Source organism: Pseudomonas hygromyciniae (genome assembly GCF_016925675.1).
In the GTDB taxonomy this organism is placed as follows: domain Bacteria; phylum Pseudomonadota; class Gammaproteobacteria; order Pseudomonadales; family Pseudomonadaceae; genus Aquipseudomonas; species Aquipseudomonas hygromyciniae.
The window spans coordinates 987,945-1,014,508 of record NZ_CP070506.1 but is presented as its reverse complement, the minus strand read 5'-3'; the positions used below and the strand labels follow the sequence as shown (position 1 = coordinate 1,014,508).

Here is a 26,564-nt window from a genome sequence, read left to right as displayed (position 1 = left end):
ATGACCGAACGCCTGACCCTGCCCTCTCCGGCCAAGCTCAATTTGATGCTGCACATCCTCGGTCGTCGTGAAGATGGCTATCACGAGTTGCAGACGTTGTTTCAATTCCTCGACTACGGCGATGAGATGACCTTCGCCGTACGCGACGACGGGGTGATTCAACTGCACACCGAATTTGCCGATGTGCCCCACGACAGCAATCTGATCGTGAAGGCGGCAAAAAAACTCCAGGAACAATCCGGCTGCCCGCTGGGCATCGATATCTGGATCGATAAAATCCTGCCCATGGGTGGCGGCATCGGCGGTGGCAGCTCGAATGCCGCAACCACCCTGCTGGGTCTCAATCACTTGTGGCAGCTGGGTTGGGATGAAGATCGCCTGGCCGCACTGGGCCTGACACTGGGCGCCGACGTCCCGGTTTTTGTGCGTGGACACGCCGCATTTGCTGAGGGTGTCGGGGAAAAACTCACCCCTGTTGAGCCCGAAGAGCCGTGGTATGTCGTGCTTGTTCCGCAAGTATCTGTAAGTACAGCAGAAATTTTTTCAGATCCGTTGTTGACACGTAACTCTTCTCCCATTAAAGTGCGCCCCGTTCCCAAGGGAAACAGTCGAAATGACTGCTTACCGGTGGTAGCAAGGCGTTACCCAGATGTACGTAACGCATTGAATTTGTTAGGTAAACTTACCGAAGCAAAACTCACCGGAACTGGAAGTTGTGTGTTTGGGGGCTTCCCAAACAAAGCTGAAGCTGATAAAGTCTCGGCCCTTCTTACAGAGACCCTTACAGGGTTTGTAGCAAAGGGAAGCAACGTTTCGATGTTGCATCGCAAGCTGCAAAGTCTGCTCTAAAAGGAACCGAGTACTGGGTACTCGTTGCAACAGATACAGGGGCGTCGCCAAGCGGTAAGGCAGCAGGTTTTGATCCTGCCATGCGTTGGTTCGAATCCAGCCGCCCCTGCCATTTTCTATACTCATCCAGGTTACCCTCAGCCTCTAGGTACTGCGCGTGTCCAAGATGATGGTCTTTACGGGGAATGCTAACCCCGATCTGGCTCGGCGTGTTGTACGTCAGCTGCATATCCCTCTCGGTGACATCTCTGTCGGTAAATTTTCCGACGGCGAGATTACAGCCGAGATCAATGAAAATGTCCGCGGTAAAGATGTTTTCATTATTCAGCCGACTTGCGCTCCGACCAACGATAACCTGATGGAACTCGTCGTGATGGCTGATGCCTTCCGCCGCTCCTCAGCGACTCGAATCACAGCTGTAATCCCTTACTTTGGTTATGCCCGTCAGGATCGCCGTCCGCGTTCCGCACGTGTGGCTATCAGCGCGAAAGTCGTCGCTGACATGCTGACCGTGGTAGGTATCGATCGTGTTCTCACGGTTGACCTGCACGCTGACCAAATCCAGGGGTTCTTCGATATTCCGGTAGATAACATCTACGGCTCCCCCGTACTGGTGGATGACATCGAAGACCAGCGCTTTGAAAACCTGATGATCGTGTCCCCGGACATTGGTGGCGTCGTGCGTGCACGAGCTGTTGCCAAGTCCTTGGGCGTGGACCTCGGGATCATCGACAAACGCCGTGAGAAAGCCAATCACTCTGAAGTGATGCATATCATCGGTGATGTCGAAGGGCGTACCTGTATTCTGGTCGATGACATGGTTGATACCGCCGGCACCCTGTGCCACGCGGCAAAAGCCTTGAAAGAGCACGGTGCGGCTAAAGTTTTCGCCTACTGCACACACCCTGTGCTGTCGGGCCGAGCGATCGAGAACATCGAGAACTCCGTGCTGGACGAACTGGTGGTGACCAACACCATCCCGTTGTCCGCCGCTGCTCAAGCCTGTGCGCGTATCCGTCAACTGGATATCGCACCGGTTGTTGCTGAGGCGGTTCGCCGCATCAGCAATGAAGAATCGATCAGTGCGATGTTCCGCTAAGGGTCAAACCTTGGCAGCATCAACCTGACGAAAAGCGCCCCGCCCCAGCACCATGCTGGGGCGGGGCTTTTTTGCCCATATCGCCTTTAGCGCTGGTCGCAAACGCTGGGGCGAATGTGGTTATTTTGGAGATACAACATGAACGATTTTACTTTGAATGCTGAACTGCGTTCCGACCTGGGGAAAGGTGCGAGCCGCCGCCTGCGTCGTCTCGCAAGCCTGGTTCCAGCTGTAGTTTACGGTGGCGAAAAAGCCCCTGAATCCATCAGCATGCTGGCTAAAGAAGTTGCCAAACTGCTCGAAAACGATGCTGCCTACAGCCACGTTATCGAACTGAACGTTGGCGGCAAAAAGCAGAACGTTATCATCAAGGCTCTGCAACGCCACCCGGCCAAAGGTCACGTACTGCACGCTGACTTCGTACGCGTTGTTGCTGGTCAGAAACTGACCGCTATCGTGCCTGTGCACTTTGTTGGTGAAGAAGCTCCGGTCAAGAAAGGTGGCGTTGTTTCCCACACCACTACCGAGCTGGAAGTAAGCTGCCTGCCGAAAGATCTGCCTGAGTTCATCGAAGTCGACCTGTCGGCTGCTGAAATCGGCACCATCATTCACCTGTCCGACCTCAAGGCCCCTAAAGGCGTTGAGTTCGTTGCACTGGCTCACAACGACGACAAGGCTGTTGCCAACGTCCACGCGCCACGTGTTGTAGCAGAAGATGAAGCTGGCGAAACCGCTGCAGAGTAATGCTCTCTGCAGCGTCGGAGCTTGAGGAAACATCGCGGACCGAAACGTAGCGAGAAAGCGGGCGATAACGCGAAGTTTATCTCTGGATAAGTGAGCTCCTGTCGTCCACTTTCGCCGCAACGAGGTTGCGGCGATGTTATCCACAACTCCAAAGGAAGGGCCCCTGTCGTGACTGCCATCAAACTGATCGTTGGCCTGGGAAATCCAGGCGCCGAATACGAACAGACCCGGCATAACGCGGGGGCCCTTTTTGTTGAGCGCATCGCCCACGCCCAAGGCATCAATCTTGTGGCCGATCGCAAATATTTTGGCCTGACCGGACGCTTCTCGCATCAGGGTCAGGATGTTCGTCTGCTGATTCCCACCACCTACATGAACCGCAGCGGCCAGGCTGTCGCGGCGCTTGCGGGCTTCTTCCGGATCAAACCCGAAGAAATCCTGGTGGCCCATGATGAACTGGACCTGCCACCCGGCGTTGCCAAGCTCAAGCAAGGCGGCGGCCATGGCGGTCATAATGGCCTGCGCGACATCATTGCGCAGTTGGGCAATCAGAATACCTTTTACCGTCTGCGGCTCGGCATTGGCCACCCAGGCGTTGCCAGTATGGTTTCAAATTTCGTCCTGGGTCGTGCGCCACGCGCCGAACAGGAAAAACTCGATGCCAGCATCGATTTTGCCCTCGGCGTGCTGCCGGATATCTTCGCCGGTGAATGGAACCGTGCGATGAAAAACCTGCACAGCCAGAAGGCCTGACTTTTTTGCGAGGGGAAACACCATGGGATTCAATTGCGGCATCGTCGGCCTACCTAACGTCGGCAAGTCCACCCTGTTCAACGCCCTGACCAAGTCCGGTATTGCGGCGGAGAACTTCCCCTTCTGCACCATCGAACCCAACACCGGTATCGTGCCGATGCCCGATCCGCGCCTGGAGGCCCTGGCCGCCATCGTCAATCCCAAGCGCATCCTGCCGACCACCATGGAGTTCGTCGACATCGCAGGCCTTGTAGCCGGTGCGTCGAAAGGTGAAGGCCTGGGCAACAAGTTCCTGGCCAACATCCGTGAGACCGATGCCATCGCTCACGTGGTCCGCTGCTTTGAAGACGAGAACGTGATTCACGTCTCCAATAGCGTCGACCCGAAACGCGATATCGAGATCATCGACCTGGAACTGATCTTCGCCGACCTCGACAGCTGCGAGAAGCAACTGCAAAAGGTGACGCGTAATGCCAAAGGCGGCGACAAGGACGCAGTGGTGCAGAAGGCCTTGCTGGAGCAATTGATTGCTCACTTCACCCTGGGCAAGCCTGCACGCAGCCTGATGAAGAACATGAGCGTCGACGAAAAGGCCGTGATCAAGGGCTTCCACCTGCTGACCACCAAGCCTGTGATGTACATCGCCAACGTGGCTGAAGACGGCTTCGAGAACAACCCGCTGCTCGACGTGGTCATGGCCATTGCCGAAGAAGAAGGCGCGATGGTTGTCCCGGTTTGCAACAAGATCGAAGCGGAAATCGCCGAACTGGAAGACGGCGAAGAGAAAGACATGTTCCTCGAGGCCCTGGGCCTGGAAGAGCCTGGCCTGAACCGTGTGATCCGTGCAGGCTACGAAATGCTGCACCTGCAGACCTACTTCACCGCCGGCGTCGAAGAAGTCCGTGCCTGGACCGTCAAGGTCGGCGCCACCGCGCCACAGGCTGCGGGCGTGATCCACACCGACTTCGAAAAAGGCTTTATCCGCGCCGAAGTGATCGCCTACAACGACTTCATCCAGTTCAAGGGTGAAGCCGGGGCCAAGGAAGCCGGTAAATGGCGCCTGGAAGGCAAGGAATACGTCGTCAAGGATGGCGATGTAATGCACTTCCGCTTCAACGTGTAACGCTTGACCGACGGCACCTGCCGCCCACAAAAAAGCCGATGCCCTGCATCGGCTTTTTTGTGGGCGCCTCATTTACGACATGGACTTTCCAGCAACTGCAGCGCCGCGTGACATATTAAGACACTGTTATGTATTTCAATAAAATGCACATGAAGAGCTACAAACAGACACTTCAAGTACATAACTTACCCATTAAATAACATTCATAAAATATTTAGGACTTCTCCTACACAGAACTGCAAACACCATTCCTACAAAAACTTGAATATTCCTCCAACTCAAATTCCTTAACATCCCAAACAAAACAACGACCTAGCCCACTCTCCTTTCGCAATGACAACCTGGACATTTTCCGGTCTACTGCCCCATATCACTAGCAAATTAAAACAATAGTGAAGCGACAACTCTATTGGAGCAATAGCAACATGTCGGCCTCCTATCAAAGTGAAGTTGAACCAGATACCCCGTTCAATGATTGTCCAGACATCGAGACAACCATCAATAACACCGCCCCGCTCAACATCGACATTCTGCTGCTTGGGGAAACAGGCACTGGCAAGGACACCTTGGCGCAACGTGTTCATTGCCTTTCAGGACGACGGGGGAACTTCGTCGCGGTCAACTGTGCGGCCATACCGGAGAGCCTTGCCGAAAGCCAACTCTTCGGGGTCAACAGCGGCGCCTACACCGGGGCCATGCAATCGCGTGCAGGTTCTGTCGAAGCCGCGCATCAGGGCACCTTGTACCTGGACGAAATAGACAGCATGCCACTTCCCCTGCAAGCCAAGTTGCTGCGGGTGTTGGAATCCAGGGGGGTAGAACGCTTGGGCTCGACTCGGTTTATCCCCGTAGACATGCGCGTCATTGCGTCTGCCCAGCAGTCCTTGCATGAGATGGTCGTTCAAGGCGCCTTCAGGCGCGATCTGTATTTTCGCCTGAACGTGGTCAACATCAACCTCCCGCCACTCAGGCAGCAACCCGAACGCATCATCCCCCTGTTCCTGAAAATGATCCGGCAGGAGGCTGAGTACTTCAAGTGCCCAGTGCCCTCACCTCCCAACGCTCTGCTTTCACAACTGCTTTGTCATTCCTGGTTGGGGAACGTGCGCGAACTACGTTCGACAGCCAAGCGCTTCGTCTTGGGGCTGCCCCCCCTCTGTGCTGCGGTAACAAAGCGCCAGGAGTTGGAGTTGCCGCTCAAGGAGCGTCTACAACAAATCGAGAAAGTGCTGATTGAAGAGTCGCTGAACCGCCATGCCCATAATGTTGATGGAGTGGCCGTCGAGTTAGGTGTGGCCAAGCGCACGCTCTATTACCGAATGAAGCAACTGGAAATATCACTGACATAACTGCGTTGCATAGCGAACGGGCAACGCCCTGGAAAAGTTACACCTTTTGAAACATACCCTGCCGATGCAATTGGAACGCATACATTTCCTGCGCCACATAAATTATGGACAGCGACACTCGATGTGACACATCACCTCTCAACATCGCTTAAGTCCAGTGAGATCAACGTTAAATACGGAGTAAACAATATGACTATTGGTGCAATGGGCTCTTACGGGTCGACCCCTTACGGTAGCAGCACAGGTGGCATGACAGCAGAGGAGGCGGACGCAGGCATTGAAGCTGCAGAAGCGAAAAAGAGGGCTGACGGTGTGAAAAACGCATGGAAAACTGCGGTAAACCAAAACACCGCAGGTATCAAAACAGCCTCTGATGCTCTGCGTCTGTAATCAGTCTGGCGCCCCTCTGACCTTCCTCGCAACGGGTTGCGGGAAGGTCACTTCAGCCACTTCATCAACAACAATAAGCCCCCCCCCAAAATACTGACGTAATAGGCGCCATATGTTTATAGGACGAGTACGCTCTGCTGAACATGATCATCTCAGTGGTTCCTCTAGCGCACAGGAATCATCAATCGCCCATAGCGATGTCAACTATTTCGCCTCGATCATGGAGCCCTCCGCACAACCTAGTGCGGCGACAAATTACACGACGCCACAAAGCATGCTTTCCGAGGCATCCGACCGGTTGAATTCTGTCACCCAGCGCATGACCAAAAGTCTGCGAGCCTTGAGCGGCGAGAATAAATTTGATGAAGCGCGAAAGTACCCGGAACAACTTTCCGACACGTTGCTGCTGACGCAAATTCTCGTTAAAAGTGTCGGAAAAACCGCACAAGGCATCGATAAAATCTGCAACCTTCAGTAGATAAAAATGACTCGCCTACGGTTTATTACGTTAACGCTAGCGTTGTCATTCATGCTCAATGCCTGCAGTGACCGCGTCGAACTTCACCGCCAACTCTCCGAGCAGGAAGCCAATGAAGTCATCGCGGAGTTGGCAGACAAGCATATACGCGCCTCCAAAGTCCCCGCCAAAGACGGTGTGGTCGTCGTGGTCAATGCCTCCGATATCGGGCGGGCCGTACGTACTCTGGAAGCCGTCGGGTTGCCCAAGACAGCCCGCGCCACCCTGGGCGATACCTTTCGTAAGGAAGGGGTCATCTCAACCCCGCTCGAGGAGCGAGCGCGCTATATCTATGCCTTGTCCCAGGAACTGGAAACCACGCTATCGAACATCGACGGCGTCATCGTTGCCCGCGTACACGTAGTACTGCCCGAGCGGGTTGCACCGGGCGAACCGGTACAACCGGCTTCTGCATCAGTGTTCATCAAGCATGACCCTCGGCTTGACCCCGACAACATCCAGGCCCGTGTGCGCCGGATGGTCTCCAGCAGCATTCCTGGCATGACCAACGCCGTCGAAAATCCGCAAAAACTGACGGTGGTATTCGTTCCGGCGACAGCCTATCTGGAGCAGCAACGCCTGGCCTATTTCGGTCCGTTCCTGGTGCCGGGCGATGACGTTGGCTTTTGGCGGGCCAGCGTCACTTTCACCATGATCGTTTTAGTGCTGCTCATTATCGCCGTGACGTTCTGGCGGATCAGGGGTCAGCGAGCGCTGCCGCATGCCCAAGCGACCGGACCATCCTCGCACGATGAGTAACCTGGCATGGGTCCAGTGGTGGGCAACCCCCTGGCTGCATTCACGTGAAGATTGGCGAACGGTTGATGAGCACACGGCACGCAGTGCACTTCATCACAGCCGACACCTGTGGGTAGCCAGACTCTACGGTATCGCCCCCTGCCTGCCCCCCACGCCTCAGCCCACACTGCTGCAACTGGCGCTCGCCTCGCCGGAACAACTTGACCTGGTGCTGGCGTTGATTGACAGCGCGTGTCGCCCGGCCTACGAAAGCGCGTTGAATGAAAACCTCCACCAGTGGTGCAACAGACTGTCCAAGGCATTGCCTCCAGATATGCTGCAGCCCGATGACGACCCCTTGCAACTGCTACGTACCTGGGTCAGCCCTGCCACCTGGCAACGCATCAGATTGAGATTCCCTCGCCGGCGCGTTCTGGAGCTGGAGAAAAAAGCCCTTTCGCTCGGTGACTCCTACAGCCGCCTCGATACCCTCTGGCATGCCGTGGTCTGGCGTATTGCGACGATCCACAGCGACGGCAAAGCGCCTAGCACCAAGGACCATGGAGACTGAACAGAATGTTTTGCCGACATAAAATCGACTTGCCCAAAGGTTCCGCCGCCTTTACCGAAACCCTGATCCCCCGCGAAACCCTGGCCAATTACGCCCATGCCCACAACACGTTGGAGCATGCCAAGGCCCAGGCCAGGCAATTGCTGAAGCTGGCAGAAAAGCAGCGGGAAAAACTGCTGGAGCAGGCCGGCCTTGAAATCTGGCGACGTGCCGATGCGCAGTTCAAGCGCTGGGAGGTCGAACGCCAGGCGATGTACGACAACCTTGAACGATATGCCTCTTCAATCGCCAACCAGGCGATTCATCTCCTGCTGGAAGATACGCCCCCGCCACAACGCATGGCAGCGTTGATCAGACAATTGATGGCCAGCCAGATGCCGATGGTCAGGGCGGCATTGCTGTGCCACCCGCAGGAGCTGGAGGCCGTACGGCAGGCTCTGGCCGACCACAACAACACACTCTGGGCGCTACGTGCTGACGATACCGTCAAACCCCAGACCCTGCTGTTACAAACCGAAGAAGGGGACTTTTGCATTGGTTGGGCCGCCATGCGCGACAGTTTTCTAGACCCCAGCAGCACACGGTTGGATGCCTGATTTTCAACCACGCACCTGCCCCAAATAAACGGCTACATCTGGAACCAATTCGAAATACAAACCACAGAGAGGAAACACAAAAAAGGAGCAAATCCATGAACTACTACTCAGGTTACAGAGAGCAACTTCTTAGCGATGCGAAGCGCAGCAGAAACGATGTACGCGATTTGATGGAGCAGAACTCTGGATCCCCGGAGGACATGGATTTGTTCTATGAACTGGTGATGACCAACCGTAAATCCGAACACGTTTTCAATGAACATATCAGGGCAAGACATATGCTATTGAAGGCGGGCCTGGACAGCGGGCAATAAAGTGAAGGCGCTCATTACCAACTGGTTGAACAGCCGCGCCGAAGAATTAAGGCTCATCGAAGACCATGACGAAATACTCCTGCGCCACGGCTCCAACACCCTCTTGTTGCAGGTCCAACTGACCCGGGACCGGCCTGATAAATCACACCTCAACACCTGGATGCACCTGGGTAACGCAAGCCTGAGTCACTTTCAAGGTGCACTCGCACAGGCGCCTGCAACGGGTGCGCTCTGGTTGACTCAGTGTCTACAGGAAAGCGCCAGCGAGAAGCCTTTGCTGGACAGTCTCGAAGCCCTGCTCAACCAGCGCGATACCTGGCGCGCAATGATCGCGCGTCTTGCAAAACAGGGCCCACGGTTCCAACCCACGTCACTTCGCTCGCTGCCGCACTAATCAGAGAACATCCAATGTCCAACAAGAACCACAAGCGCACCCGCTTGCGCGCCGTCTCGCCCGCCGCCCCTCAAAAAGGCCCTCATTGGCGTTACCTGCTGGTACTGCCCTGGTTGTTTTTGCCCGTGCAAAGCCCGCTCGCCGCGATCCCCGCCGAATGGAAAAGAACCGCGTACGCCTATGAAGCTGAACATAAGCAGGTGCGTGAGGTACTAGAGGATTTCGCCCAGACCTTTGGCACGCAGATTCAGATCGATGGCCATCTGGAAGGCAACGTCAACGGCAAGATACGCGCCAATACCCCACAGTCGTTGCTTGACCGGCTGGGGGTAGAACATCGTTTCCAGTGGTACATGTACAACAACACGCTGTACATCAGCACCCTGGACCAGCAGCAGTCCTCGCGCCTGGAGGTTTCATCGCAAACCGTTGCGGACCTCAAGCAGGCATTGACGGACATTGGCCTGCTCGATAACCGTTTCGGTTGGGGAGAACTCCCTGAAGATGGCGTGGTGCTGGTATCCGGCCCCAAGCGGTACATCGAACAGATCAGGCAATTCAGCAGCCAGCGAAAATCTCCCGATGAAAAACAGAGCGTGCTGACTTTCCCGCTGAAATTCGCCAACGCGGCGGATCGCCCGATTGATTATCGTGGAGAAAAGCTGGTCATCGCGGGTGTTGCCAGCATGCTACGCGGGCTGTTGGAGCCGCGGGACAACTCCGTACTGTCGTCGATGAGCCCACGCCCGGCCTCGGCAGCGCAGCCCTCGCCCATCACCCCGATCCTTCCCCGGCTGAGCAACCCGATGCTGAACCAGATGCTCGGCGCACAGGCGCCCCTCGGGCAGATGGAACCCGGCATGGCGCTGACCTCCAGAGCCCCCGCTGCAAGAGGCCGAATTCGTGTCGAAGCGGATGTGCGCAACAATGCCGTCTTGATCTACGACCTGCCGGAGCGCCAGGCCATGTACCGCGAGCTGATCGCCCAGCTCGATGTGGCACGCAAACTGGTGGAGATCGACGCAATCATCCTCGATATCGAGCGTACGCAACTGCGAGAGTTCGGGGTCAACTGGGGCTTTCAGAACAGCCGCTTTCTCGGCGGCGTGAACATGGCGCCTGGGACATCGGCGCAACTGTCGGTGGAAAAGCGCGACCGTTTCTACGCCGACATACGAGCCCTGGAAGCCAAGGGCCTGGCGACCATGGTGTCCAATCCTTCGGTGCTGACCCTGGAAAACCAACCTGCGGTGATTGACTTCAACCGCACTCAGTACCTGACGGCCGGCGTCGAAAACGCGACCATCCTGCCTATCACCGTGGGCACCAGTTTCCAGGTGGTGCCACGGGTCATTACCACCCGTGGCAAGCACCAGGTCCATCTGGCGGTGGATATTGAAGACGGCAACTTCGACGAGTCCAACCCCGAACGTATCGGTCCCGATGTACGCCGGGGCAAAGTCAGCACCCAGGCGGTGATGGCGGAAAAACGTTCGCTGGTGGTCGGCGGGTTCCATGTCACCGAAAGCACCGATAAAAGAAACAAGGTGCCGCTGCTGGGGGACATACCGTTGCTGGGCAAGACACTGTTCTCTTCCACCGAGCGGCAGAACAACCGACGTGAACGCCTGTTTATCCTCACCCCCCGCGTCATCGGCGACCAGGCCGACCCGTCACGTTACTTGCCAGCGGACGATCAGGTAGAGCTGCAGGCGGCCCTCAACCCCTTGGCCAGGCGCTATGCCGAGCACCCACCGGTGATCAAGCGCAGCGCAATCACCAGCGCCCTCGCCCACCTCGTCACCGGACAAGTGCCTGACGCCTTCAAAGCCGCGCCCATGCCGCTGGGCCTGGGGACCTTGTGCAACACCCGTGACCTGCTGGCGCTCAATACCGAACGCAGCCAGTGGTACGCCGGCCCGCAGTTCAACGTGGCGGTGGTGGTGATGCGTAATCAGTTCAATCGCAACGTGCGCATCGATGAGAGCGAATGCAGCAATTCCCAGACCCTGGCCGTCAGCGTCTGGCCACGGGCCTGGCTCAAACCGGGTGAAGAGGCCGAGGTGTTCATCGCCATGCGCCCGGTGGTGAAGGATGAACATATCGGTGTAACCCGCCCCTCCCTGCTCACGCCAACACGGAAGACTGCGCCATGAAACAGCGACTCTCCTGCATCACCCTCCTGGGCCTTGCGCTGCTTATGGCCGGCTGTACGCCGACGTGCAAAGGCAACTCCTGCTCCCGTCCGCAATCGAGCGCTAACAAGCTGGTGGTCTGGTGGCCGCCGCAGATGCGCGTCGAACCCGGCCCATCAGGCGAAAGGTCGGACTATCAGACGATCTCGCTGGAGCAATGACCGCCATGGGATTACCCGACGATGATGGGCGTCGCCAGGTACTTCTGGACAGTCTGGTGAGCGGCGCCGTCGCTCACCAGCCTCTGTGCCCGGGCATCGGCCTGTGCCGGTTGAACGCCGGCCAGAAGCCCGGCCTGGCCCTGCAGATTGCACCTGAGGCGCTGCAGGCCGGCCAGGTACAGCGGGTGCTGGAACGACGCTTCGTCCACGCCATGGTGTTCGAGGGATGCTTTGTCTATCTCGATGCCAAGGGCAGCCTGGTGATCTGGCATGCACTGGTGCCCAACGGCCAGTCGCTCGATGACATCGTCAGCCGACTGCTCTCACTGGCCAAGCTCGAAGCCCTGGATGTACGCCGCGCGCCCTAGCGACGCGCAAGCTCCGGTAACTCCAGGGTCTGGCGCTTGGACTCATCATCCAGTTCACGCAGGGTGCGATAGATCAGCGCCACCGCCTGCAAACTCTCCCGGGGAATCGGCGCTCCGAGCTTTCGTTCATACAACATGCGCGCCAGCCACACACACTGGATCACCGGCACGTCGGCGGCCTTGGCCCGGCCAATCAACTGGCGCGCCTGGGCATCGGTGCCTTTGTCGACCAACATCGGCAGCGGCGTTTTGCCGGGCCGGTAGTACAGCGCCACGGCAAAGTGCGTCGGGTTGACCACCAGCATGTCGGACTCTTCCAACTTGGGCAGCTTGACCTTCGGCTCTTCCTGGGCGAGTTGGTAGGCCAGGGAGCGGCGCTGGCCCTTGACGTGGGGATCGCCCTCCATGTCCTTGTACTCCTTGACCACCTCCACCTGGGTCATGCGCATGCGCTTGGCAAAGAAATACTTCTGCATGCTCCAGTCGATCAGCGCGAGTACCAACAACAGTCCCAGGCAGGCATGCAGCAAGTGACGGAACAGGGCGATCAGCGCCACGATGTAGCTCTGCAGATCGCTGGTGGCCAGGTTGATCAGCACCTGCAGCGAGGGGGTGATGACTACATACAGGATCAGCGAGAGCAGCAACGCCTTGCCCAGCCCCATCAAGAGGTTGATCACCGACTGCGCAGAAAACATTTGCTTGAGCTGACTGAGTGGGTTGAGACGGTTGAAATCCGGCTTCAGGCTTTCGGGGGCGAACAGCAAGCCGAACTGCATCCAACTGCTTATCAGCTTTACCGCGATCGCCACACCGCACATCAACAGGCCGAACGAAAAAAACACCACCAGGCCGTCCATCAGCACTTCTTCCAGGGCGCGCACAAACGGCTGGCCCACGCGCGCAAAAGGCAACGCCATCATCTGCTGGAAGCGCTGCAGGCTGGTGTCGGCGGTAAACAGGGCGATCTCGCTGATCGCGGTGAGCACCAACAGTTTGGCCACGTCCTGGCTTTGGGCAACCTGGCCTTTCTTGCGTTGGTCCTGGAGTTTCTTGGGACTCGCCGCGTGTTTTTTCTCGCCGGAGTCACTCATTGCCCCGGGCCTCGAAACATCAGACCAAGAGAATGCTTGAGGTCCATCAGCAGGCCCATGCGCCCGGCGATCAAGTCCTCCAACAACGGAAAGTACAGCAGCAGGAAGGCCAAGCCCGCCAGGCTCTTGGCCGGCATGGCCAGGGTGGACACCTGCAACTGCGGACTGTAGAGCCCGAGCAAGGCAAAACCGAACTCCAGCAGCAACAGCACCGCAATAAACGGCGCCGCGTAGAGCATCATGTGCACGAAGGTATCGCCGAGCAGGCCAAGGAACACGCTAAAGCCATTGACCGCCGGCAGGGGCACCCACGCCGTGGGTGGCCAGATCAGGTAGCTGTCCCAGATCACTTGCGTCAGCACGCCCAACCCAAGGGTTGTGATCAACAGGAAAATCGCCAACTGCTTGAACAGGTGCCCGACCGGTGTCGCATCCGGCCCCAGCGAAGGGTTGAGTTGCCCGCCCGCCAGAGCGCCACGCTGGTTATCGAGCAACGCGCCTACCGACTCGACCATCCAGAACGGCATGAACAGCAAAACCCCGAGCAAGAATCCCAGGGCAGCTTCCTTGAGGACCAGCCCGCCAAGCATCAACGCGGAGTAGTCCTTGCCCATCAATGCGGCATGAATGCCGGGTGTGGGGAACAGGGCCACGACCATCACAATCGTGTGCCGGGTCATCCCGCGTACATGCTGGAAACAGAAAGCCGGCACCAGGAACATGCACGGGTAGATGCGCGCCATGCTGATCAACAGGCTGGGCAAAAACTCAAGGTAAAGGAGCAATGCGTGTGCCTCAGTTCAGTGCCGAGCGGGCAATCATGTCGAATGTCATGTTGATCAGTTGAATCAACTCCACGCCAATCCAGCGCCCGGTCAAGATCAGGGTGATGCCGACGGCCACCAGCTTGATGCCAAAGGGCAACGTCTGGTCCTGTACCTGCATCAGGGCCTGCACCAGGGAGGTCATCACCCCGACGATCACCGCGACAATCAGCGGCGGCGCCGAGAGCACCACCACCAGCAGCATGCCTTGCTTGAACAGTACGATCGGTTCCATAGGTCACTCACAAATAAGAAAGGAACAGACTGTCGAGCAGCCGCGACCAACCAGAAACCAATACGAACAGGAGCAACTTGAGGGGTAGGGAAATGGTCATCGGCGAAACCATCTGCATGCCCAGGGCCAGCAGCAGGTTGGAGACAATCAGGTCGATGACGATAAAGGGGATATAGATCAGGAAACCGATTTCGAACCCGGCCTGCAATTGGGAAATCACGTAGGCCGGAATCAGCAATAGGAGATCGTCGCGCTGAGCGTTCTGCGCCATTTCCGGCGGCCACATGCGTGCGGTATTTTCCAGCAGGTGCGTGAGGACGTCCGGGTCGGTGTTGCGCGTCATGAACAGACGCAGCGGCTCAATGGCCACCAGCCCCGTTTCCTGGAAGCGTTGCACGCTGCTCAAGTCCACCGGGGCTTGCTTGACGTTCTGGGCAATGGCATACCCCACCGGCGCCATGATAAACAGGGTCGCCGCCAGCGCGATGCCGTTGAGCGCCATGCTCGGCGGCACTTGCTGCACGCCGATGGCATTACGGGTGATCATCAGCACAATGATGATTTTCAGAAAGGCGGTGCAGACGATCAACAGCATCGGCATCAAGGCCAGTGCGCCGATGAATAACGCGAGGATGACGGGCTCGACCCCCTGGAACGTCATCGCGCGAAAATCACACGGGACAACTGCAGGCCCAGGCGTCCATCCATCTCGACCAACTGGCCCTGGCCAATCGGCCGATCGCCGTAGTAGAGCCCCGCCATGCCGGGAGCGTAGCCCGCGATGCTCAACACCGCACCGGGCGCAAGGTTGCGCAGCTCCCCGAGCGTCAGGTTCAGGGTGCCACAGCGCACATTCAAGGCCATGCTCAACTCGTCGAAAGGCTCATGGCCAAAAACATCTACCACGGGTTCATCAAGGTCATGCTCGTCATACCCCGAGTAGTGTTGTGCTGAAAGATCCTCGTCCACAGACGTTTCCTCGATAGATACAAGTGTCAGGCCCACAGGCCCTGATTCATCGTCAATGCGCCCATGCAGGCGATGCTTGCCAATCCGTAACTGGCCATTGCCGTGCACATCAAAAAAAGCCTGCTCCAGCATCACCACATCGCCGGCACGCAGGCCGCGAACTTGGCTCAGGGGCAGTTTCAACCGCCCCAGCGTCACGGCAATCGTCAGTTGAAACGAGGCCGGCAACGGCAGGGCCGTAGGTTGCCAGCGCCCCGCATCACACAATGCCAACAGACTCTCGGGGGCCAGCAACAGGTAGCCCACCACCCGGGAGGCCCCCAACGTCACCGTGAGCCGACAACCGAAATTCAGTTTTCCAGGGACGGCCCGCAGCCGCAGGTAACCAAACAGCGCTCGCACCTGAGGGCTCAAGTGGTGCTGGAACAGTTCCCAGAACCAGGAGTCCGGATCATTGCCGGCCTCGGCGAGCGTCACCGGGCACTCCCCCAGAAGACTGAACATCGGCCCTGGCTCGCTGAAGGCCAGCAGCCCACAGGCCGTTTCGAAATACAGCGCAGCGGCGCTCCTGGGCGCACGTCCAGGCTCAAGCAGCAGCTCACCGTGCTGGCCTGTCACCTGAAACGGCATACGCAGGCCCCGCCCCAGGCGCAGGCGTGCCGCAACCGTGGCGCTTTTGACCAAGGGAATCGCGAGCGCCGGCATGATCATGTCGCGCCCACATGGGTCAGGTGTAACGCGACAGGCGCGCCCAGGGCTTCGGCCAGACGTTCCTCACAGCGCTGGCGCACATCGCCCAGCCAACGCGTGGCAAGCTCCTGCTCGGCCGCCAGCTCGATGTTCCATTGCCCCTGTTCACGGCGCACACTGGCGCTGATCCGCCCCAGACGCGGCAGATAAAGCACCGCCTGCAGCGGCCATTGCGCGCTCCCATGGATCCGGGGTAGCAATTGCGCCGTCATCGCCTCGATCATCAAGGTATCGCCCGCCACCCCGGCTGCCGTTGCCGAGGTGCCGTAGCCCGCCCCCTCGGCATCACTGTCCAGCAGTTGGGTAAATAACCGTCCCTGCTCCCAGGGCACGCCCCCCGACGGTACAGGCTCCTGGTCCGCGCGCGGCTCACGCGGGCGCGGGCGTTCAGGCTTGCTTGCTTGGACTTGGGTCATAGTTCTTCCTGTACCTCTTCCTGCCTCAATAAAACCGACAACTCCTGAAGTTTCTCGACCTCGCGCAGGCATCGGCTCACCTGTTTCTGTGCACTGGCGATATGCACCACGTGCTCCTCCCGCTGGCCATGCAATTGATCCAACTGGCCTTCCTCGCGGCGGGTCCCTGCGGACAAGGTGCGCTCCTGGCTGCTCCAGGCCTTGAGTTGCTGCAACGAGAGCACCTGGCCTTGATGCTTACCCAGCAACTCGGCGGTTTTCTCGATCTCCTGCAGGCGCGTTTGCTCAAGCGCCGCCTGTGCCTGCTGGATTTGCACCAATAGGGCTTGCTGATGCCGCTTGGCCTCACGCAACGCTCGCTCGGCGCGGTCTGCCCGATGCCGACGCAGTCGCCGCAAGGTGTCGATTTCAGAAAGGGACATGGGTGGTCAGGCTCATCAGTTGCTCGAGCGTCAACGGCATCGGCGCGGGCTCGCGCAAGTCCTGGCGCAAAAACCCGTCCACCGCTTGGCGACTGTCCACCGCCAGGTCAGTCAGGGCATCGCTGCCGGGTTGGTACTCGCCCAACTTGAGCATCAACTCAATCTGCTGATACGCCGATAACAAACGGCGCAGTGCGGTGCCGGCCTGGATATGCGCAGGTTCGGCGACGTTGCTCAGAATCCGCGAAAGGCTGGCCAGCACATCCACCGCCGGGTAGTGGCCGCGCTCGGCCAATTTGCGCGACAAGACGATATGGCCATCAAGCAGCGAGCGCACTTCGTCGGCCACTGGATCGCTCATGGAGTCCTGCTCGATAAGTACGGTGTAGATCGCCGTGATGACCCCCTCGCGGGTCAACCCGGCACGCTCCACCAGACGTGGCAGCAAGCTGTACACCGAAGGCGGCAGACCGCCGCGCCCCAGCGGTTCGCCAGCCGCCAGGCCGATTTCACGCTGGGCCCGGGCAAAACGGGTCAGGGAGTCGATCAGCAGCAGGACCCGCAGCCCCTTGCGTCGATAACCTTCGGCCAGTGCCGTCGCGGTGAACGCGGCACGGGCGCGCTCCATGCTTGAGCGGTCGGACGTCGCGCACACCAGCACCGCCTTGGCGCGCAGCTGATCATCCAGTTCATGATCGAGAAACTCGCGCAGCTCACGGCCTCGTTCACCAATCAGGCCGAACACAATCACATCACAGTCAACGTTGCGGGCGATCTCGGCGAGCAAGGTGGTCTTGCCGCAGCCGGCGCCCGCAAACAGGCCAACGCGCTGGCCTTCACCCAGGGTCAGCAGGCCATCGATCGAGCGCACCCCGGTGGACAGTGCCCGGTGGATCCGGGGCCGCTCGGTGGGCAAGGGCGCCTCGCACAACACCAGGCTGGTGTCTTCGGCGTGCGCCTCGACAAATGCACTGGCGCCCTCCCCCGTAATCGGACGACCAAAGCCGTCCAGCACCTGGCCCAACAGCTCATCACTGACGCGTACTCGGTGCGAGACGCCCAACTGTTCGACACTGGCGCCCACCCGCACGCCTTCAAGATTGCCCAAGGCACTGAGCACCGCATCCTGCTGATCGAAACCGATGATCTCGGCCAGCATGTAGTCGCCGGTGGACTTTTCAACCTGGCACAAATCGCCGATACGCGCCTGAGGCAAACGGCATTGCAGCAACATGCCGTTGACGCGCTGGATACGCCCGCGCACCGAGACCGGTGCAAAACTGGCCAGCGCCTGCGCTCGCTCCTGCTCCCAGGCTTGCAGGCGCGCCTGCAGATCGGCACTCACCAGCGCACCTCGTAGCGTTGTAGGCCGTCGAACACCACCTTGGTGTTATCGATCAGAACCAGCCGCAAGCCATCCACTTCATCCCCGACAAACAGCCGATTGCCTTCATCCAGGACGACATGGCCATTCGGCCCGCCAACGATCTGCAGAATCTTGAAAGGCAGTACCGTGCTACGTTCCTTGACCCGGCTGATCACTGGCACAGACGTATCGAACTGCTCGCCAAAACGATTGAGCATGCGCGACACCAGTCCCATTTCTTCCTGGGCAACTTCCCCTTCGAGCGTCACCTGGCCATTGATCACCTGCAAGCGGATGCGATTGCCCAGCTCACGCTCGTTGAGCATTTTCAGCAGTTGCTGGCGCACTTCGTAGGCTGAGCCCAGCTCGTTTTTCTGACTGGGCGCCGCCATCAACGACGCCTGGGCCTCATGCTCGCCCGTCGTCGTAAGGCCCACCACCATGATGATGGCCGCGATCACCACCACCAGGCTGATCAACCGTTTCTGCTGCGCCCCGGATATCGACGACAACACCAGCGTCGGTACCGCCTCATTCACAGGCCTGGCCACTGGCGCAATCGGCTCGGCAGGTGAGGCTTGCGGCCAAGGCTGATCGGCCAGGGTGACGCACAGTCGAATATTGCCAAGGGAAAAAGGAACGCCCAGTGCCAGGTCGGCAATCTGGGCCAGGAGCTGACCGTCACTGGCCCGCACCAACCCTTCTTGAGCCTGGACCGACCAGTGCTGCTCGATACACCGCAGCAGCACATGGCGCTCGGCAATCCCTTCGTCATAAAGCGATAGGTCAGCATCCGGATGCGCACCAATACTCCATTGCCCGCCAAACAACGGCAACGCCGCTCCCTGGCGCGAACCATCAAGCACACGTAGCTCAAACATCGCCAAGCCTCATGACCGTTGCAATGACAACGACTTGTTCTAAAGCCTGGGCAACCACCCCTGACGTCCTCATGCCACCTCCTCGCGCAACAGATTGTCCTGGGCAAGATCAAAGCGCCCCAGCACCTTGACCTTGGACGAAGCGCTCAACTCGGCGAACGACAGGACCGGTACATGGTTGAACTCTTCCAACAGCAAGGTACGCATGGGGCTGCGCAGGTCCTGTGCAACCAGCAACACGCTTTTGCTCTTGGGGCGCACGACAAAGGCTTGCTTGAGCAGGCTGACCAGCGCCGCACTGCTTTCGTTATCCAGGGAAAAGAACACACCCGTCTGGGTCTGGCGCAGGGCATCGCGCAACACGTTTTCGGTGTGGGGCGACAACAGCCAGGCATGCAGGCCGTCGGCTTCGCTGTACTGGTGAAGAATCTGCGACTTGAGGGCAATGCGCGCATAGTCGGTCAGGGCTTCCGGTTCACGCTCATGCTGGCCGTGCTCGATCAGGGCCTCGACAATCAGCCGCACGGCCCGCAGCGGCACGCCTTCACCGGCCAGGCGCTGCAACACCGATGAGAACCGTGAAAGCGGCATGATCCGCTGCAGTTCCTGCACCAACTCCGGCTGATTGAACTCCAGCCAACTGAGAATCGCCTTGCTCTCCTGAATCCCGAGGAACTGCGGGCCGCTGAGCAACATCGCCCGCGTCATCCGCTCCTGGAGCAGGCTGTATGCAGTCGAGCGCGGCAAGTGTTCATCGGCAAGCACAGGATCGTCGGGCGCAAACCACACCCAGTCCTGCTCATCGCGCTCGACCAGGCCCCTGCTCCCGCTTTCTGGCTCCGCCGCCAGTGCCGCAACCTCTACGCCAACCCATTGACCGAGTGTGGCCTTCAACAGGGGCACTTCATGCACGCAGAAGCGAAACTCATCGTCAGCCAGCGCCGGCGCAAACTCGACTTCGAACGGTGGGAGCGTCAAGCCAATCTGGGTAACCAGGCTGTTGCGGCTCTGGCGCACACCGTGGATGACTTCCGTCACCAGCGGGCTCTCCTGCAGGGCCACCGGAAACTGCAACAGGTACGGGCGCGATGGATCAAAACCGCGCAGGTCTTCCACCCCGTTCTGCTCGGGCGGGACGGCATCGTTGGACGGCTGCTGCGACTGCTCCTCACGCTGGCGCTGGCGCATCAGGAAATAACCCAGGCCGCCCGTCATCAGCGAGATCAGGATAAATACCACCGTGGGCATTCCCGGCAGCGTCGCGAAAGCGAGCATGCCCACCGACGCAATCATCCAGCTCTTGGGTTCGCTGGTCATTTGCCGGGCAATTTCGGCGCCCATGTTATTGCTGCCTTTGCTGCGGCCGGACGGGGCCACGCGGGTGATGATCATGCCGGCCGTCAGCGAGATCAGCAGGGCCGGAATCTGTGCGATCAGGCCATCACCAATGGTCAGTACCGAGTACAACGCCATGGAGTCGGCGGCGCTCATGCCATGCTGGAACATGCCGGTGGCAAAGCCGCCCAGCAAGTTGATCACCACAATGATCAGGCCCGCGATGGCGTCCCCCTTGACGAACTTCATCGCGCCGTCCATAGCCCCGAACAACTGGCTTTCGCGCGACAGTTGCTCGCGTTTGTCCCGGGCCTGGTTGCCGTCGATCAGACCGGCGCGCAGGTCGCTGTCGATGGACATTTGCTTGCCGGGCATCGCGTCCAGGCTAAAACGTGCCGCCACTTCCGCAACCCGTTCCGAGCCCTTGGTGATGACCAGGAAGTTGACCAGGGTCAGGATCATGAAGATCACCAAGCCCACCGCCAGATTGCCGCCCACCACAAAGTTGCCGAACGCCTCAACAATGTCGCCGGCGTCCTGCTCCAGCAGGATCAAGCGTGTGGTCGCAATCGACAACGCCAGGCGAAACATCGTGGTCAGCAGCAGAATCGAGGGGAACGAAGAAAAGGCCAGCGGCCCTGGCAAGTACAGCGCCAGCACGATCAACAGGCACGAAATACAAATATTGAGGGCAATCAGGATATCCACCAGCCAGGTGGGCAGCGGCACGATAAAGATAAACACGATGGCCATGACCACCACCGCGCCCAGCACCTCGGCGCGTTGTGCAACCTTCAACAGCACCGCATTGATTGCCCGCAACGCACTCATGCCTTCAATCCCGGCCAGGTGTGGGTATGGCGCGAGCCTCGCTCCTGCGCGGCGTATTCAAGCAGCACCTGCTTGTAGCTGTTCAACGCTTCTTCGCGCCGTCGTGCATCACACCACCAGGCCAGAGGCAGGGCCTTGAGCTCCGGGAAAAAGGCACTGAGGCAGCTCAACTGGTGAGGCAGCTCACTGCCCCCCAGGTCACGGGCCAGGTGCTTGATTTCGTGGGGCGTGAGACCGCTGGCCGCATACCCCAGCAAACGCTGCAACAGGCCCACCGGATCCAGATGCAGTTCGGGGTACAAAAGAAGGGACTGCCCGATCAACGCCTTGCAACGCGCCAGCACGCCACTCAATCGACTGCAGTCGTTGAGGCCCAACAGCAATGTCCGCAACTGGCCCCGGTCGACCGACGAGGTCTGCGCGGCAATATCATCGGCCAGGGCCCGGCGGATCAGCTTCAACCCGGTCGCAAAGTCCCCCTCACCGAACAGCCCCAGCAATGACTGCATCAGGGTCGCCAACGATTGGGTGGAGACCACGCTGGTGTAATACATGCTGCGCACAGCCTGGCGCAACTGCGGGTCATCACTGCCCGCCTGCAGCGCCAATGCAGTGTTCAGCCCCGCCTGGATCTGCGGTTTGTAATGGGCTTCCAGGTCCGCCAGGGAAGTGCGTGCCAGGGTGGCTTCCGCAATGCGTCCCTCGGCGTCCGCCTGGAGCGCCACATGCTTGAGCACCACATAGGCCCGCGCCGGGTCGTTGCCGCTGATGTCCATCATCTTGCCGACCCCGGCCCCGAGCAGCAGCTGGACCCTGACATTGCGGGCGATGGTCGCCATTTTCGCCTGGGCCGGATGCCCCAACTGCTCATAGAGCTGAGTCAACTGCTCGGCCGCCGGGGCGCGCAAGCCCAGTTGGCGCTTGCCCAGCGCCTTGGCGTTGAGTTCCACCTCTTGGCTGAACAGCGCACTGAGATCGTCCGCCACGGGGGCGCTTATCTGAGAGGGCGGCCCATTTTCAATCCGTGCCGGTGCCGGTTGATTCAGGTGCGCGGGATTTTGCACATCAAGGTTGGGATCGACTTTCATGGGAATGCCATAGCAAGAGATTCGTATCCTTGTGTGGCTGGAAGGTCCGATCCGGTTCCATCCTCATCCGCTTCCCATGCCCCATGAAAATACCGGCACAAACCCAAGATGCTTTGCGCAAACGATTGCACAAAAAACACCTAAAGCAAGATATTTCCTCATATTTATCAAATAGATAGTGATTATTTCCGCTTGGCACAAGCGGTGCTAACAGGGTTCTCGTCGAAACCATTTCGACCGTTTATACCCTGAGGAAAAATCATGGATATCCCAATCAGTGTTTTAGTCAATCTTCCCCGCGACCCAAGCCAATCCATCCAAGATCTGTCCGATGACCACCACAAACGCCTGCGCCGGTTCATTCATAAACGCGTACTGAACCCGGAGGATGCGGACGATATCCTGCAACTGACGTATCTGGAGGCATGGCGTAACCGTCATCACTTCAGCGCGCAGGCGTCACTGAGTACCTGGATGTGCGGGATCGCGTTGAATTTGATCCGCAATCACTTTCGCCGGCTCTATGCCAAGCCGGTGCATTGCGAGTTCGATGAATCGTTGTCCCATGGGCACAACGAAGAGCAGGACCTGGCGCGCCAATTCGAGATCAGCCGCCGGCTGGAAAACACCCTCAATGCGATCCAGCACCTGCCCCTGGAAATGCGCAACACCTTGTATGCCTCACTGGAAACCGACGGCAGCTACCAGGACACCGCTGATGCCCTGGCGATTCCGATCGGAACCGTGCGTTCGCGCCTGTCCCGGGCACGGGAACAACTGAAACGCGCGACAAAATCTCACCCGTTCCAGTAGGAGAGGGATCGCCCAGGGATAGGGCCAACCTCCCGGTTTCAGGCTTTTTTCGAACGCGGCAACAAAATCGCCAGCACCCCGAGCAGCGGCAGGTACGAGCACAGCGTGTACACGTATTCGATGCCGTGGATGTCCGCCAGATAGCCCAGCAACGCCGCACCAATCCCGCCAAACCCGAACATTAGGCCAAAGAACACCCCGGCGATCATCCCTACATTGCCCGGTACCAATTCCTGCGCGTACACCACAATCGCCGAGAACGCCGAGGCGAGGATAAAACCGATCACCACACTGAGCACGCTGGTCCAGAACAGATCGACATGGGGCAGCAACAGGGTGAACGGTGCCACGCCCAGGATCGAGAACCAGATCACCGCCTTACGGCCGATCTTGTCGCCAATCGGCCCACCAAAGAACGTGCCCGCCGCCACCGCCCCAAGGAACAGGAACAGATGCAGTTGGGAACTGGCCACCGACAGGTCGAACTTCTCGATCAAGTAAAAGGTGAAGTAGCTGGTGAAGCTGGCCATGTAGAAGTACTTGGAAAACACCAACAGCCCCAGCACCACCAGCGCACCTAGTACGCGGTTTTTCGACAGGCCATGGGTCGCGGCCTGACCTTGCTTGAGCTTGAACAGGTTCAAGTGGTTGCGGTACCAGCGGCTGATCGCGTACAGCACACCCAGGGCAAACACCGCGAACAAACCGAACCAGGCCACATTGCCCTGGCCAAACGGAATGATGATCGCCGCCGCCAGCAACGGGCCAAAGGCCGAGCCGGCGTTACCGCCCACCTGGAAGGTCGACTGCGCCAGGCCGTAGCGGCCACCGGATGCCAGGCGCGCCACGCGGGATGCTTCCGGGTGGAAGGTCGAGGAACCGATACCGATCAAGGCCGCCGCCAGCAGAATCAGTGGAAAACTGCCGACCTGGGACATCATCAGAATCCCGATCAGCGTGCAGATCATCCCGCACGGCAGCAGGAACGGCTTGGGATGGCGATCGGTGTAGTAACCCACCCACGGCTGGAGCAAGGACGCCGTGAGTTGGAACGTCAGGGTAATCAGGCCGACCTGGGTAAAGGTCAGGCCATAGCTTTCCTTGAGCATCGGATAAATCGACGGCAACACCGCCTGGATCAGGTCATTGATCAAGTGCGCCAGCGCTACGGCGCCGATGATAGACATGACCAACGGGCTGGATTGCGCGGCGGCCGGTGTCGTAGCCACTGAAGGCTGGGAATTGGTAAGAGCCATGAGGAACGTTTCCGTACAGCAGATGGATGCACAGGTGCAGGTGTGACAATGTGCCACTTATTGGGGCAGGAAGGCTATCCCGTTAGCAGGCTAACGAGTAGGTGAATCGATGCAGCGGTCATGCCTTGTAAAGGACCAGCAAGCTAGTACGCCGACGTTAGAACACCCAAGATCAAATGTGGGAGCGGGCTTGCCCGCGAAGGCGGCGTGTCAGTCAAGTACGGCTGACCTGATACACCGCCATCGCGAGCAAGCCCGCTCCCACACTTTAATCTTTGCGGCTTTGGGACCTGCGCGAAACCCAGCCACTGGTCGCCTGACCCGGCGTTTTTGCTTAAACAGTTGATAGCGTAGATAAATTTTCAAAAAAGCGCTTGACGCTTCTTCGTTCTGAGCGAATAATGCGCGCCACTTGGCTACATAGCTCAGTTGGTTAGAGCATAGCATTCATAATGCTGGGGTCCGGGGTTCAAGTCCCTGTGTAGCCACCAAGTACCGATCCATAGATGTCTACAGCAGTCTATGAATCACCTCAAGAAGCCCGCCTAGTGCGGGCTTTCTTGTTTCTGGCTGTCCACCTCTATCTATCCCTATCCTTCCCCTCCGTGTATGCCCACGTGTATGCTTCATAAATAATTGAACTGAAGGCATACAAGGATGAAACGTACCGATATCAAGCGACGCCCTCTCGCTGACACGACCCTTTCCAGCCTGGAGCCTGAGGCCGGGACATACCGCGAACTAGACAGCCCAGGGCTGTATTTCAGGGTCAAGCCAAACGGCCAAAAGTCCTGGGAATTACGCTACAAGAAGCCGGACGGCAAGTGGTCATGGCTTGGTCTTGGCGGCTACCCGGAAGTGGGTGGCGCTTTCGCTCGACAGAAAGCGGCTGATCTACGCTCCGACGCATCGGAAGGTAAGAACCCGATCACCTCCAAGAAAGCTCGCCAAGCGGCCGAGATCGATGCGGCCAACGACACCTTTGAAGCATTGGCAAGGGAGTGGCACACGTCTCGCCTTAGCGGCTGGGATGCTGGTACGGCCAAAAGGATACTTGGCGCACTTGAACGCCATGTATTCCCCTCGCTCGGTAAACGCCCCTACACCTCAATCATGTCGATGGAGTGGATGGAGCTATTGAGAGGGCTTGAGCGTCAGGGGATTCTGGAACAGATGAGCCGTGTGAGGGCTTACTGCAAAGATATCTATGACCTAGCGCGAGTGACCGGCAGAGCAGTCAACAATCCGTTGGAGGGTGTGCATAAATTTCTGTCCTCTGGAAAGGCAGAGAACTACGCCCATGTCTCCCCCGATGAACTTCCAGGGTTACTTCGAGCAATACGCTCCTACCCTCATGCCAAAGATGTTCAGCTCGGCCTAAGGCTACTGACCCTGATGGCTGTACGCCCCAGCGAACTGCGAGAGGCACATTGGGTGGAGTTCGATTTCGACAAGAGGCTGTGGACCGTTCCAGTCGAGCGCAAGGGTCGTAAGAAAGGTCGTGAGCACCTAGTACCACTATGCACTCAAGCAGTCGAAGCACTATTGGAGCTTCGGCAACTCACCAGCGCTTACCCACTCCTGTTTCCAGGTAGAAGCGACCGCACTAAACCTCGCAGCGATACCGTGTTCCTAATGGCACTCAGACGCCTTGGCTACGAAGGGCGCCAGACCGGTCATGGCTTCCGCCACATCGCCAGCACTATCCTCAACGAGCACGGATATCCTGCTGACCATATCGAGGCCCAACTCAGCCACAAGGCACAAGGTGTCCGCGGGATTTACAACAAGGCTCAATACCTTGAGCAGCGCTCGCAGATGATGCAGTGGTACGCCGATCATCTTGATTCCCTAGAGGCCGGAAATGTAGTGCAAGGTCAATTTGGGAAGGCCGTGTGAAGCAGTTAACCCTATCCCCCCTAACAAATGGTGTTACGGGTGTTACCCGTGTTACGCAAACATATAAACCATTGTTTTTATTGAATATATTTAGCGTTACACGCACGGAAAAACTTCTGAGCACCACGTGTTACATGGAGGAGTCGTGTTACAAAACGGCCACGCCCGCAACCCTGCTGGCATCAGCGTTTCCATCCGAAAATCGCTGCGTTAGCTCACTGGCC

The 26,564-nt window shown here is 58.5% G+C and carries 30 protein-coding genes and 2 tRNA genes; 20 read left to right on the top strand and 12 right to left on the bottom strand.

Annotation, left to right across the window (positions count from 1 at the left end; translation table 11 throughout):
- The 17 genes from ispE (at window position 1) to JTY93_RS04265 (ending at window position 12,161) form a co-directional block, all read left to right on the top strand.
- The gene (ispE, locus tag JTY93_RS04345) at window positions 1-849 is read left to right on the top strand and encodes a 4-(cytidine 5'-diphospho)-2-C-methyl-D-erythritol kinase (RefSeq protein WP_205476990.1); all 849 of its coding nucleotides are present in this window, start codon (window positions 1-3) and stop codon (window positions 847-849) included.
- A 37-nt stretch (window positions 850-886) separates the two neighbouring features.
- Window positions 887-961: transfer RNA gene (locus JTY93_RS04340), tRNA-Gln, on the top strand.
- Window positions 962-1,006: 45 nt separating this feature from the next.
- Window positions 1,007-1,948 (top strand): ribose-phosphate pyrophosphokinase, encoded by a 942-nt coding sequence (locus JTY93_RS04335; protein WP_003171603.1) that lies wholly within the window; start codon window positions 1,007-1,009, stop codon window positions 1,946-1,948.
- 138 nt (window positions 1,949-2,086) lie between these two features.
- Entirely contained in the window at window positions 2,087-2,692 is a 606-nt protein-coding gene (locus JTY93_RS04330) for a 50S ribosomal protein L25/general stress protein Ctc (protein WP_029295688.1), read from the top strand.
- 168 nt (window positions 2,693-2,860) lie between these two features.
- Window positions 2,861-3,445 (top strand): aminoacyl-tRNA hydrolase, encoded by a 585-nt coding sequence (pth, locus tag JTY93_RS04325; RefSeq protein ID WP_032857782.1) that lies wholly within the window; start codon window positions 2,861-2,863, stop codon window positions 3,443-3,445.
- A 22-nt stretch (window positions 3,446-3,467) separates the two neighbouring features.
- Window positions 3,468-4,568 (top strand): redox-regulated ATPase YchF, encoded by a 1,101-nt coding sequence (gene ychF, locus JTY93_RS04320; RefSeq protein ID WP_205476989.1) that lies wholly within the window; start codon window positions 3,468-3,470, stop codon window positions 4,566-4,568.
- Between the two features lie 425 nt (window positions 4,569-4,993).
- A complete protein-coding gene (locus JTY93_RS04315) occupies window positions 4,994-5,917 on the top strand; it encodes a sigma 54-interacting transcriptional regulator (protein WP_169996181.1) in 924 nt (307 codons plus the stop codon).
- Between the two features lie 189 nt (window positions 5,918-6,106).
- Window positions 6,107-6,307 carry a hypothetical protein gene (locus JTY93_RS04310; protein WP_169996179.1) on the top strand — a complete coding sequence of 67 codons (201 nt, stop codon included), beginning with the start codon at window positions 6,107-6,109 and terminating at the stop codon, window positions 6,305-6,307.
- A 112-nt stretch (window positions 6,308-6,419) separates the two neighbouring features.
- Window positions 6,420-6,785, top strand: coding sequence for an EscI/YscI/HrpB family type III secretion system inner rod protein (locus JTY93_RS28870; RefSeq protein ID WP_240344350.1), 366 nt, complete (start codon window positions 6,420-6,422; stop codon window positions 6,783-6,785).
- 6 nt (window positions 6,786-6,791) lie between these two features.
- Window positions 6,792-7,583 (top strand): type III secretion system inner membrane ring lipoprotein SctJ, encoded by a 792-nt coding sequence (sctJ, locus tag JTY93_RS04300; protein WP_205476988.1) that lies wholly within the window; start codon window positions 6,792-6,794, stop codon window positions 7,581-7,583.
- Window positions 7,576-8,133: a type III secretion protein gene (locus JTY93_RS04295; protein WP_205476987.1), complete on the top strand. Its 558-nt coding sequence runs from the start codon at window positions 7,576-7,578 to the stop codon at window positions 8,131-8,133. The genes sctJ and JTY93_RS04295 overlap by 8 nt, the downstream gene beginning before the upstream one ends.
- Window positions 8,134-8,138: 5 nt before the next feature.
- On the top strand, window positions 8,139-8,729 hold the full coding sequence (gene sctL, locus JTY93_RS04290; RefSeq protein WP_205476986.1) for a type III secretion system stator protein SctL: 591 nt from the start codon (window positions 8,139-8,141) through the stop codon (window positions 8,727-8,729).
- Between the two features lie 95 nt (window positions 8,730-8,824).
- Window positions 8,825-9,043, top strand: coding sequence for a hypothetical protein (locus JTY93_RS04285; RefSeq protein ID WP_169996171.1), 219 nt, complete (start codon window positions 8,825-8,827; stop codon window positions 9,041-9,043).
- 1 nt (window position 9,044) lies between these two features.
- Entirely contained in the window at window positions 9,045-9,437 is a 393-nt protein-coding gene (locus JTY93_RS04280; protein WP_205476985.1) for a type III secretion protein, read from the top strand.
- 14 nt (window positions 9,438-9,451) lie between these two features.
- Complete coding sequence (sctC, locus tag JTY93_RS04275; protein ID WP_169996167.1) at window positions 9,452-11,593, top strand: type III secretion system outer membrane ring subunit SctC; 2,142 nt, start codon at window positions 9,452-9,454, stop codon at window positions 11,591-11,593.
- The gene (gene hrpT, locus JTY93_RS04270) at window positions 11,590-11,793 is read left to right on the top strand and encodes an HrpT family type III secretion system protein (protein ID WP_205476984.1); all 204 of its coding nucleotides are present in this window, start codon (window positions 11,590-11,592) and stop codon (window positions 11,791-11,793) included. The genes sctC and hrpT overlap by 4 nt, the downstream gene beginning before the upstream one ends.
- Before the next feature lie 5 nt (window positions 11,794-11,798).
- Window positions 11,799-12,161, top strand: a complete 363-nt coding sequence (locus tag JTY93_RS04265) for a transcriptional regulator (RefSeq protein ID WP_375373148.1) — start codon at window positions 11,799-11,801, stop codon at window positions 12,159-12,161.
- On the opposite strand, the gene sctU is transcribed toward JTY93_RS04265, so the two are convergent.
- From sctU to sctW, 11 genes are all read right to left on the bottom strand, one after another.
- Window positions 12,158-13,255, bottom strand: a complete 1,098-nt coding sequence (gene sctU, locus JTY93_RS04260; RefSeq protein WP_205476982.1) for a type III secretion system export apparatus subunit SctU — start codon at window positions 13,253-13,255, stop codon at window positions 12,158-12,160. The genes JTY93_RS04265 and sctU overlap by 4 nt on opposite strands.
- Window positions 13,252-14,040: a type III secretion system export apparatus subunit SctT gene (gene sctT, locus JTY93_RS04255; protein ID WP_205476981.1), complete on the bottom strand. Its 789-nt coding sequence runs from the start codon at window positions 14,038-14,040 to the stop codon at window positions 13,252-13,254. The genes sctU and sctT overlap by 4 nt, the downstream gene beginning before the upstream one ends.
- A gap of 10 nt (window positions 14,041-14,050) precedes the next feature.
- Window positions 14,051-14,314 carry a type III secretion system export apparatus subunit SctS gene (gene sctS / locus JTY93_RS04250; protein ID WP_169996159.1) on the bottom strand — a complete coding sequence of 88 codons (264 nt, stop codon included), beginning with the start codon at window positions 14,312-14,314 and terminating at the stop codon, window positions 14,051-14,053.
- 7 nt (window positions 14,315-14,321) lie between these two features.
- Window positions 14,322-14,975: a type III secretion system export apparatus subunit SctR gene (gene sctR / locus JTY93_RS04245; RefSeq protein ID WP_205476980.1), complete on the bottom strand. Its 654-nt coding sequence runs from the start codon at window positions 14,973-14,975 to the stop codon at window positions 14,322-14,324.
- Window positions 14,972-15,994, bottom strand: a complete 1,023-nt coding sequence (locus JTY93_RS04240; protein ID WP_169996155.1) for a FliM/FliN family flagellar motor switch protein — start codon at window positions 15,992-15,994, stop codon at window positions 14,972-14,974. The genes sctR and JTY93_RS04240 overlap by 4 nt, the downstream gene beginning before the upstream one ends.
- Entirely contained in the window at window positions 15,991-16,449 is a 459-nt protein-coding gene (locus tag JTY93_RS04235; protein ID WP_205476979.1) for a type III secretion system HrpP C-terminal domain-containing protein, read from the bottom strand. Before JTY93_RS04235 ends, JTY93_RS04240 begins: the two co-directional genes overlap by 4 nt.
- A complete protein-coding gene (gene sctO, locus JTY93_RS04230) occupies window positions 16,446-16,871 on the bottom strand; it encodes a type III secretion system stalk subunit SctO (RefSeq protein WP_205476978.1) in 426 nt (141 codons plus the stop codon). Before sctO ends, JTY93_RS04235 begins: the two co-directional genes overlap by 4 nt.
- Window positions 16,858-18,216, bottom strand: a complete 1,359-nt coding sequence (locus JTY93_RS04225; RefSeq protein ID WP_205476977.1) for a FliI/YscN family ATPase — start codon at window positions 18,214-18,216, stop codon at window positions 16,858-16,860. Before JTY93_RS04225 ends, sctO begins: the two co-directional genes overlap by 14 nt.
- Window positions 18,213-19,118, bottom strand: coding sequence for an FHA domain-containing protein (locus JTY93_RS04220; RefSeq protein ID WP_205476976.1), 906 nt, complete (start codon window positions 19,116-19,118; stop codon window positions 18,213-18,215). The genes JTY93_RS04225 and JTY93_RS04220 overlap by 4 nt, the downstream gene beginning before the upstream one ends.
- Before the next feature lie 69 nt (window positions 19,119-19,187).
- The gene (gene sctV, locus JTY93_RS04215; protein WP_205476975.1) at window positions 19,188-21,284 is read right to left on the bottom strand and encodes a type III secretion system export apparatus subunit SctV; all 2,097 of its coding nucleotides are present in this window, start codon (window positions 21,282-21,284) and stop codon (window positions 19,188-19,190) included.
- A complete protein-coding gene (sctW, locus tag JTY93_RS04210) occupies window positions 21,281-22,372 on the bottom strand; it encodes a type III secretion system gatekeeper subunit SctW (protein ID WP_205476974.1) in 1,092 nt (363 codons plus the stop codon). The genes sctV and sctW overlap by 4 nt, the downstream gene beginning before the upstream one ends.
- A gap of 261 nt (window positions 22,373-22,633) precedes the next feature.
- On the opposite strand from sctW, the gene JTY93_RS04205 reads away from it, so the two are divergent.
- The gene (locus JTY93_RS04205) at window positions 22,634-23,185 is read left to right on the top strand and encodes an RNA polymerase sigma factor (protein ID WP_169996141.1); all 552 of its coding nucleotides are present in this window, start codon (window positions 22,634-22,636) and stop codon (window positions 23,183-23,185) included.
- Window positions 23,186-23,223: 38 nt separating this feature from the next.
- On the opposite strand, the gene JTY93_RS04200 is transcribed toward JTY93_RS04205, so the two are convergent.
- On the bottom strand, window positions 23,224-24,441 hold the full coding sequence (locus tag JTY93_RS04200) for an MFS transporter (protein ID WP_205476973.1): 1,218 nt from the start codon (window positions 24,439-24,441) through the stop codon (window positions 23,224-23,226).
- Between the two features lie 414 nt (window positions 24,442-24,855).
- On the opposite strand from JTY93_RS04200, the gene JTY93_RS04195 reads away from it, so the two are divergent.
- Window positions 24,856-24,932: transfer RNA gene (locus JTY93_RS04195), tRNA-Met, on the top strand.
- A gap of 166 nt (window positions 24,933-25,098) precedes the next feature.
- On the top strand, window positions 25,099-26,340 hold the full coding sequence (locus JTY93_RS04190; RefSeq protein WP_205476972.1) for a tyrosine-type recombinase/integrase: 1,242 nt from the start codon (window positions 25,099-25,101) through the stop codon (window positions 26,338-26,340).
- Window positions 26,341-26,564: the final 224 nt, after the last annotated feature.